At 44.2% G+C, this 9,654-nt stretch carries 8 protein-coding genes, 2 tRNA genes and 2 rRNA genes; all 12 read left to right on the top strand.

From position 1 onward, the window contains the following. Positions 1-256: ribosomal RNA gene (locus T525_RS0113590) — 23S ribosomal RNA — on the top strand; the annotation flags it as partial. 66 nt (positions 257-322) lie between these two features. Beyond that, positions 323-439 (top strand): 5S ribosomal RNA (gene rrf, locus T525_RS0113585). Between the two features lie 271 nt (positions 440-710). Further along, positions 711-2,687 (top strand): methyl-accepting chemotaxis protein, encoded by a 1,977-nt coding sequence (locus tag T525_RS0113580; protein WP_027407619.1) that lies wholly within the window; start codon positions 711-713, stop codon positions 2,685-2,687. A 79-nt stretch (positions 2,688-2,766) separates the two neighbouring features. Beyond that, the gene (locus T525_RS0113575; protein WP_027407618.1) at positions 2,767-4,056 is read left to right on the top strand and encodes an RsiV family protein; all 1,290 of its coding nucleotides are present in this window, start codon (positions 2,767-2,769) and stop codon (positions 4,054-4,056) included. A gap of 162 nt (positions 4,057-4,218) precedes the next feature. Continuing rightward, positions 4,219-5,181, top strand: coding sequence for an AraC family transcriptional regulator (locus T525_RS0113570; protein WP_027407617.1), 963 nt, complete (start codon positions 4,219-4,221; stop codon positions 5,179-5,181). A 121-nt stretch (positions 5,182-5,302) separates the two neighbouring features. After that, positions 5,303-5,515, top strand: coding sequence for a hypothetical protein (locus T525_RS0113560; protein WP_027407616.1), 213 nt, complete (start codon positions 5,303-5,305; stop codon positions 5,513-5,515). 100 nt (positions 5,516-5,615) lie between these two features. Beyond that, positions 5,616-6,122, top strand: a complete 507-nt coding sequence (locus T525_RS16685; protein ID WP_232219225.1) for an HMA2 domain-containing protein — start codon at positions 5,616-5,618, stop codon at positions 6,120-6,122. Between the two features lie 4 nt (positions 6,123-6,126). Beyond that, positions 6,127-6,738 (top strand): HMA2 domain-containing protein, encoded by a 612-nt coding sequence (locus T525_RS0113545; RefSeq protein ID WP_027407614.1) that lies wholly within the window; start codon positions 6,127-6,129, stop codon positions 6,736-6,738. Further along, on the top strand, positions 6,738-8,819 hold the full coding sequence (locus T525_RS0113540) for a cation-translocating P-type ATPase (RefSeq protein ID WP_027407613.1): 2,082 nt from the start codon (positions 6,738-6,740) through the stop codon (positions 8,817-8,819). The genes T525_RS0113545 and T525_RS0113540 overlap by 1 nt, the downstream gene beginning before the upstream one ends. 174 nt (positions 8,820-8,993) lie before the next feature. Then, positions 8,994-9,338, top strand: coding sequence for an Hpt domain-containing protein (locus T525_RS15360; RefSeq protein WP_051533621.1), 345 nt, complete (start codon positions 8,994-8,996; stop codon positions 9,336-9,338). Positions 9,339-9,460: 122 nt separating this feature from the next. Beyond that, a tRNA-Pro gene (locus tag T525_RS0113530) sits at positions 9,461-9,537 on the top strand. Between the two features lie 9 nt (positions 9,538-9,546). Then, positions 9,547-9,623: transfer RNA gene (locus T525_RS0113525), tRNA-Arg, on the top strand. Positions 9,624-9,654: the final 31 nt, after the last annotated feature.

Genomic DNA, 9,654 nt, shown 5'->3' with positions numbered 1-9,654 from the left:
AGCTGCTCCTAGTACGAGAGGACCGGAGTGGACGAACCAACGGTGTACCAGTTATGACGCCAGTTGTACAGCTGGGTAGCTGCGTTCGGAAGGGATAAACGCTGAAAGCATCTAAGCGTGAAACCCGCCTTGAGATGAGATCTCTCACAGAGTAATCTGGTAAGACTCCTTATAGACGATAAGGTTGATAGGCTGGAAGTGGAAGCGTGGTGACATGTGAAGCTGACCAGTACTAATAAGTCGAGGGCTTAACTTAAAAAGCACTGACTAAGATGATTCTTGTTTCTGTTTAGTTTTGAAGGTACAGGCCTTCAATTGTATATCTGGTGATGATGGCTATGAGGTCCCACCTGTTCCCATTCCGAACACAGTAGTTAAGCTCATATACGCCGAAAGTACTTGGCTGGAGACGGCCTGGGAGGATAGGAAGTTGCCGGTTAATAAAAAAGACTGTCTTTTGGCAGTCTTTTTTATTATGTAAATTTGTATTTTGCAAATATTTTACGCTTTGCTTATTCATGTAATCATCCCATGCCACCCGTCTTCCGCTGCTGAAGATTGCTGGTGAGATACATAACAAAATAATCTAATGTTTTTCGAAAAGATAATTCAATTTAGCAGGAAAATTAAACTAAAACATAGAATAATAAATTTCACATGGTGTTTCGGATGTCCATTCTTTTATTTAAGTAGTGCAAGGGAGTGGTTATATGAATGTTAAACAAAAGTTTTTTGCATTGGCTGGTATAGCTGGTCTTATTATGGCTATCGTATCCGGAATCGGCTATTTTACAGCTTCCAGTGCTGTTTATGAAACGACTGAGGAAAAGATTGTTTCTATTATCCATGCAGAAAATAACGCTGCGGAGGCCTGGCTACTACAAAAGGGGCAGCTGGGTGAAGGCGTTGCTTCTATCCTTACCCAATTGTCGGCTGATCAGGAGGATATGGCCAGAAGTCATGAACTTACTCAGGCCGTAACCAACGATAAAGAAGTAACTAACCTTATTAATGCCATGGAAGATGGCTATTGCATGGCCCGTACCGGTGGTAATCAGACTGGCCAGTCCGAATGGACAAAGCGCGCTTGGTATACTAAGGCCAAGGCAGCTGGAAAGATCATTTTTACAGATCCATATAAATCCAAGACTACTGGTGATATCGTATGTGCTGCTGGTATTCCTTATACCAGAAAAGGTGCCCCAAGTGGTGTAGTTAGTGTTACTTTCAAAACTGATACCCTGTCAGAATTGGCAAAGAATATTAAATATGATGGACAGGGCAAGGGCATGATTATCAATCCTGAGTCTGCACTTATTTTGGCATCTGCTGATGAGAGCGAGAATTTGCAGTCTGCCAATGACAGCCCAATCTTAAAGGCACATCTTGGGGATATGGCATCCAACAAGTCCGGTTATTTCATAGATGATATTGACGGTGAGGAAATGGTTATTGCCTATGAGTCTATGCCGGCCACTGGTTGGGTAACAGCCGTAGCAGTACCTGCAGATTTCGTATTTGCTGATATAGCAAGATTAAAGATGATATACGGCCTCCTTACCATTATTGGTATTGTGCTGATTATGGCTTCCCTGCTGTTCTTCTCCAATACTGTAGTTAACAGCATTATGGGATTGGTAGGGCATATGAAGGAAATGTCAGAGGGCAATCTTCACCTTGCACCTCTGGAGATTAAGTCCAGTGACGAATTTGGTCAGATGGCAGGTCAGTTTAACGCAATGCGGGATAATATTCACGGATTGATTACTCAGATGTCCCGTTCCGCAGAACAGGTTGCCTCCAGCTCTGAAGAGCTTACTGCCAGCTCCCAGCAGGCAGCTGAGGCAGCAACCCATGTTGCTCAAACTGTTGTGGGGGTTGCTAATGGCATGGAGAGACAGCTTACAAGTGTTTCCGAAGTCAAGGACAATATAGACAAGGCCTTTGTGGATATTAATGCTATGACGGAAAAAGCCGGTGCAGTTACAGAAAATACCGAGAATATGGCTGCTTCTGCAGAGCATGGTGCCCAGCTTATGCGCAATGCCATGGATAAGATGAGCGGTATAGAGGAAAGCGTTTCCCATTCTGCAGAGGTTGTAAAGAAATTAGGGGAGAATTCCCAGCAGATTGGTGCTATTGTGGAAAGTATTTCCGCCATTGCTGACCAGACTAACCTGTTGGCCCTGAATGCAGCTATTGAGGCTGCCCGTGCTGGTGAAGCCGGCCGGGGATTTGCTGTAGTTGCTGAAGAAGTCAGAAAACTGGCTGAACAATCACGGGAGTCTACTGAGGAAATTAAGAGCCGTATTTCTACTATTCAGTCCGATACTGAAAAGGCAGTAGCCGCCATGGAAACAGGTACCGAAGAGGTTGCTCTGGGTACCCAGGCTATTCGTGATGTGGGTGAGCAGTTCAAGGATATTACGGATAGAGTAGCTTCCATAAAGAATGAGATGAATGAAATAAACTCTGCAGTTCAGACGGTTTCCAAGGGAATGCAGGAAGTTGTAACGGCAGTGGATGAAATCGACACAATTAGCCGAAATACTTCCAAGGAAACCCAGACTATTTCTGCTGCAGCTGAGGAGCAGTCAGCTTCCAGTGAAGAAATTGCCTCTGCATCCCATTCCTTGTCAAGTCTGGCTGGCAAGCTGCAGGAAGAAACCAGAAGATTCAAATTGTAAAAGCTGTTAGTCTAATATCGGGCTGTGTCTATGTGCATGGCCCGTTTTGACTATCTGTAAGTACGAGGGGGAGATGGCAGTGTTTCAATACAAAGGTCTAAAAAAAGCAATAGTGGCTGGAATGGTGCTGGTACTTAGTGCTTCTCTATGCGAGGCTGAAATACCTGTGGATAGGTCTATTCAGCCTGTTCAGCTTTCGGTAAATACAAGGTATTTCTGGGATGGCGATAAGGAGGATGATTTGCTTTGGTCCTCCAAAACGCTGGTAAGCATGGTGGGTTCCGGAAAGGAAAAAGGAGTAACAGGTCTTCAGGACAGGCTTTGGCAATACGGCAAGGATGTTGATAAACAATATAAGGATATAAGGGCAAGTATGCTGGATGCAGCAAAGCAGGAAAAAGCCTTGCGGAAGGAATATCAGCCGTATACTTTCTACCCATTTGAGCATAGTACAGACGTATATATTCGTCGGGCTGATACTGTGGCTGCCAGTCTGCTGGAATTTTCCCATTCCTATGAGGGTGGAGTTCATGGTATGTATGGTGTTCGGGGGAAGAATTATGACTCCAAGTCTGGCAAGGAACTGAGTCTTACAGATGTGTTTACTGATGCCAATATGCTGGTTGGTGCCATTGAGACCCAGCTTCGAAGGGATTATCCAAAAGCCACCTTTACGGAAGAAGGGAGTACCCTTTTGGAGGATACGGTATCCCGTATGGTGCTGGACGACGTAGTTTCCTGGACTCTTGATCCTTGCGGTGCTACATTTTATTTTAACCCTTATGTCATTGGATGTTATGCTGAAGGCATATTTAACGCCACCATTCTCTTTGATGATTATCCAGGGCTCTTTAAGGAAAAATATGCTTCCATGCCAGCCAACTACTGTATGGAGCTTTATCCTTATTTGCCTGTTCGTACCTGCTTTGCCGATGGCAGCAGCACTGCTGTAGAGGTAAGTGGTACAGACAGCGGTATCCGTGTAATGGCAGGAGGACAGACACTGGTGGACAGCGGATATAATGGGGAACTCCGTCCGGTGTTGGTAAGTCTGGCAGACGGCAGACGGTATCTATATGTTGATGCGGTAGAAGAAGGGGAACAATTTGAATGTACCCGGGTATATGATATTTCCAATGGTGCCCCAGTGGCCGTACCACTAAAGAATTGGCTCAGCCGCCGGGAAAATGTGCCTGCTGACTTCAAGAAGGCAAAAATTGACAAGAAGAAGAAAATGGAGAAAAACTTCTATATAATGTCAAATCCTGATGGCTTCTTTATGACTGTTTTTGATGAAGAAAGTGGCAAAACCTCCAAGGGAATTTTCAAGGTTGGAGCAGATGGAAAACCGGTGGAATTAAGCAAATAACTTCTTTTTATGGCTTTATGGAGCAGCACTGTGGCAGCATAGTGCTGCTTTTATATTGTTATCTTTGTTTTGTTAATGAAAATGAACTGGACGTGGAAAAGGGGGATTAGTATAATTGATATGATAATAATTATTAAAATCAATATTTAAAAGTGAGTAGCAATGATTAAAGAAAAATTTACTAATGAAGTAAGCCAGAGTGGCTTTGGTATAGACAAGAAAATGGCACGGGAGGTTCATTTTTCCAGGGGAGAAATGAATGGTTCAACCAGCTCCCTGCGATATTATGAAATATTGCCGGGAATAGATATTGTTTACAATAGCTTTCACTCGGATCAGGTTTCCGAGGTGCAGTATAAAAATGACGGTGAACAGGTTATTGAGATAAATTTCTGTCTTGATGGCTGTTTTCAATGCATATTGGACGGGAAAGTTTTTTCACTGGAGGAAGGGGAGATTGAAGCTCATTTGTGGGGGATTCCAAAAAGGGATGCCAAGTTTCCCCGTGGCGAATACAGGGGAGTATCATTGCTGGTTGCACCGGAAAAAGCCGTAAAAAAACTTAATGAAATGTTCCCCCAATTTAATACTCATTTGCGCAATATATTGGATGGTATCAAACGGTATGATGGAGTTATGCGGATAAAATCCAACCCGGATATTTTAAGGGGATTTCAGGAAATCTACACGACTGATCCAGTGCTGCAACAGTATTTTTTACAGCTGAAAGTGCTGGAGATTCTGGGAAAGATTCAGAGTATGCCTGTATTTTCTCGCTCTGCTAAGGTATATTACAGTTATAAGGACATAGATAAGGTTAAGGCTATACATCAAAAGGTGGCATCAGAGCTGGAAAAGCATTATTCTCTGGCGGAATTGTCCGTTGAATTTGATATGGGCAAAACTACCTTGCAAAAGTGTTTTAAGGAAATATATGGAAAATCAAATTATGCTTATTTTAAGCACTTTAGAATGTGCCAGGCATTAAATTATCTGGAGGAAGGTCAGCTAAGTGTTGTAGAAATAGCCGTCAAGCTGGGTTATGGCAATCCAAGTAAGTTTGCGGCGGCTTTTCGCTCTGTTTATGGCGTGGCCCCCAGAGATTTTAAGAAATTAAATCTTTAATGAATAAATGGAGCATTGATGTAATATTGGAGCGGAAACAGATTGAAAAAATGGATACAATGTTTTACAGCAGTATGATGATTATTGCTTTAAAACCAATGAAAGTAAGGGGGACAAATTAATGTTTCAGAAAACAGATTTTTGGATTGGTTTAGCAGTTGGTGCAGTTGCAGGCATTTTTGGCTATCGTTTCATGCAGGAGCGTGAGCAGCAGATGGCAGCTATGCAGCAGTCCATGGTTCCGGCTGGTCAGGTTCCTTTGGCTGAGTTACAGCGTCAGAAGGAAGAGCTTGAGGACATGATTGCAGCTCAGGAAGCAGCTCAGGCTGAGTAATTGCGTGATTTGATTGAGGTTGCTTTGGAATATCTGGAGCAGCCTCTTTCTTGTTATAGGGAAAAATTAAAAAATCTTTGTGCTGTGGGAGTGAAGCAGTATGGATAAAAAGGGTTTGGAAAATACCATTAAGAATGTACCGTTATCACTGCCAATGGGAGTGGCAGCGATTGGAACTGCGGCTTCTGTATGGTTTGCCAACAAAAGGGTGCACGCTTTGTGCGGCATGGTATGGCTGGGAGTATCAGCAGTGCACACCTGGCAGCATTATAAAAAAGTAAGGCAGGATGCGGCAAAGGTGGTAAAGAAAATGGGATTAATGGATGTTTTAAATCTTCCAAAGAGCAAGTTGGATTTGTTTGTACGCTCTGTGGAGGTGTCTTCTTATATACCGGGACGTGTGCGTTTATACAGCAAGGCACTTATAAACAATAAGGAAAAATGCCGGCAGGTTTTGGATTACTTGTGTGGGGTTGGAGAATTGGATGAAGTGAAGGTAAATGAAGTTACCGGCTCTATTTTGATTTTATACACCCCGCAGAAGTTGCGGGCCAATAAAGAGTTAATAAGGGTGGAGGAATATATAAAAACCCATGTGAGGAGGTAATATAATGTCATTCATGTCTGGAATTATGATGGGAGCAGCCATTGGGCGTAATATCCATGAAATAATTGGCGGCAAGAAACGTTGGAGAAGCAGGGCGGATGGCATAAAAGCAGGCAGAAGAATAAATGGTGGCTGTTGTGGCAAAGGTTCTGACAGAGCAGAGGAGTTTGCTTTGGTAAGCAAATTACCAGGCCGTCGCCGCTACCGTATCGCAGCGTTGATAAATAATGCAGCACTGGGCGCCCTTATGGAAAAGAAGCTGAAGGAGGACAGGAAGGTTTCCAAGGTGGAAATTAATTTCCTTACAGGCAGTCTGTTGATTATTCATAAAAAAGATGATAAGGCCATGGATTCTTTAATAATAAAACTAAAATCCATGATTCCCATTAAAAAAGGTAAAGCACCTGTCGTTTATGCCACAAATTGGTATAATACCACGGATTCTATTAATAATCAGGTGCGGTGCCTGACCAGGGGCTGGTTTGATGTTTCCACTCTCCTGTCGGTGTTCTTTTTAATACGTGGTATCCGTAAGATGCTGTTATATGGTCAGCGTCCTTCCGGCCCCACCATGGTTTGGTGGGCACTTCATATGATGAAGGGATGGAAATACTAATGGCTTTTAAATGTTACAACATAAAGCTGGGGGCCAGATTATCCCAGCCTGACAGCAGAATGCTGTGTGTCCACCTTAGGACTTTATCGGGTATAGTTTCTGCTGTTGTGTCCGGTACTGAGCTGAAAATATGGTATTACGGCATATTTCCTGGAACTAAGGTAAATTTGCTGGTGGCCAGAGTTATGAAATCCTACAAAAAGCAGGGTGAAGAGCAGGAAATGGCGGATTATCGCCGTGAAGCTCTTTTGTCTTTGGGCAGCTTTATTGCCATGCAGCTTCTAAAAAAGGCTTCTCCAGGGGCTTTTGCCAGTGTAAAGTTATTGCGCAGCGCCTTAATTTTGTATATCGCCCGTAATTTTATCAAAAATGGTGTTACGGGGCTGGTGAGGGATAACAGACCAAATGCGGATACTCTGACCGCCACAGCAGTGGTGGCATCAGTGTTGGCCGGCAAGCCGGAATCCAGCCTTAGCCTGTTGGCACTTTCCAATGGTGCGGAAATGCTTACAAGCTATGCGGCAGAAAAAGCAAGAGGTCACATATCGGGCCTTTTGAACCTTAATCAGCCTTATGTATGGTTAGTGGATAATGGGGTGGAAAGAAAGGTTTCTGTAAAGGAAATCAAGGCCGGAGATATTATTGCAGCCCATACCGGGGAAAAAATCTGTATTGACGGACAGGTGCTGTCGGGAACAGCGGCCATTAATCAGGCCTCCATTACTGGAGAATCTGCCCCTGCCATGAAGAAAAAGGGACTTCCGGTATACGCGGGAAGCGTGGTGGAAGCCGGTGAGGTTATAATTAAGGTAGAAAAGGTGGGGGATGATACATCCCTTGCCCATATAGTACATTTGGTGGAAGAAGCCCAGACCAGAAGGGCCCCTGTGCAAAATTTTGCTGACACCATGGCAAATCTTTTGGTGCCAATTTCTTTCTTGGGGGCAGCTATTGTTTACGGCGCCACCAGAGATTGGCAGAGAGTGTTAAATCTTCTCTTTATTGATTTCTCCTGTGGACTGAAGCTGTCTACGGCAACGGCAATTTCAGCGGCCATTGGTGCAGCCGCCAGAAAGGGAATATTGGTAAAGGGCGGTAACTATATTGAGGCCTTGGCGGATACTGATACAGTGGTGCTGGATAAAACAGGAACCATCACTGTAGGTGTGCCGCAAGTGTCTTCAATTATTACAGTAGAAAACGTGGAGGAAAAGGAACTGCTGCTTTTGGCGGCGTCTGCAGAGCACCATTCAGTACACCCTCTGGCTGTGGCAATTCAAAAATACGTAAAGGATAAGGAATGGTCGGTACCGCAGCATAAATCCTCCAAGACCATTGTGGCCAGGGGAATGACGGCTATTGTGCCAGATTTTGAGGGCTATAAGGGTGGTGAGGTGCTGGTGGGCAGTGCCAAGCTAATGCAGGAACGCAAGGTCTCCGGCATGGAGCAGATTACCGTGGAAGATATTACTATGGGCTACATCTATGTCTCCAGAGATGGCAAACTGTTGGGGGCTATTGGCATCAAGGATCCAATTAGACCTTTGATGAAAAAGACCCTAAATCAGATGCGCCGTTATGGTGTGGATGAGGTGGTAATGCTTACAGGAGATTCCAAGACAGTTGCCAGCGAGGTGGCAAGGGATATGGATATTGATGCTTATCATGCCGAGGTATTGCCGGAAGACAAGGCAAATCATGTAATGAAGCTGAAAAAACGGGGTACTGTTATGATGGTGGGAGATGGAATTAATGATGCACCAGCTCTGGCCTTCGCCCATGTTGGTGTAACCCTTGGGGGTAGGCAGACGGATTTGGCAGCTGAGTCATCGGCAGTGACCATTCGGTCCGAGGATCCTACCCGTCTTATTGAGGCTTTGCAGCTGGGACGGCGGACCATGAATCTTATTCACCAGAATTTTACCGCTACCATTATGGTTAATTCGGCGGCCATGCTTCTTGGAGCACTGGGGGTAATTAATCCTTTATGGTCGGCGGTAATTCATAATACTGCTACTTTGGCAGTGGTACTGAACAGTGCCCGTATACTGGCACCTGATAAAAGGCGTATTGCCGGATAATTAAATATCAACAGGCTATAGGGGACTTTCCAATTGTTATTAGTTGGAGGGTCCCTATTAGTTTCTTTATTCTTTACTATCTGCAAAATATGGTGTATGCTATACTTAATAATAGTAGGAACTTATAACAACAGTTTACTTAATAATATATTTTTACTATAAGGAGTGACGGTTATGTCAGCTTTAACAGACACCTTAAAATCTATGGGATGTGGAATTGACGAGGCTATGGCCAGATTTTTGAATAATGAGGCCTTTTATGAGAAGTGCTTTAAGAAGTTTCTGGATGATACTGTTTTTGAGGGTCTGGGGGCAGCTCTGTCCACTAATAGCGTGGAGGACGGTTTTAGTATGGCCCATAATCTGAAGGGCGTCAGTGCAAATCTGGGCATTACTCCTATGTACGAGATTGTTGCTGCTCTGACTGAGGAGCTGCGTGCCGGCAATATGCCTGCTGATGCTATGGACAGGTACAACGAGATTTTAAAGATGCGGGATGATTTAAAGCGCCTGGTATAATGGGATTGTTGTGTAGAAATATATGATTCTGTGAAAAGGAAAAATGGCATTATAAAATGCTTGACATGTTTTGTTATTTAGTATATTATATGTTGTGTTGACGCGTTAAGCGGAGGCGCGATCGGGGCATGGCTCAGTTTGGTAGAGCACCTGGCTTGGGACCAGGGGGTCGCAGGTTCGAATCCTGCTGCTCCGACCATTTTTATTTGCGACAGTAGCTCAGTTGGATAGAGCAACGGCCTTCTAAGCCGTGGGTCGGGGGTTCGAATCCCTCCTGTCGCACCACTTGAAACTAACCTCAAAGTCTTGTATATCA

Origin of the sequence: Anaerovibrio sp. RM50 (assembly GCF_000622005.1) — a bacterium.
Taxonomy (GTDB): domain Bacteria; phylum Bacillota; class Negativicutes; order Selenomonadales; family Selenomonadaceae; genus Anaerovibrio.
The sequence above is the reverse complement of the archived record's forward strand: the minus strand, read 5'-3'. Positions and strand labels throughout refer to the sequence as shown.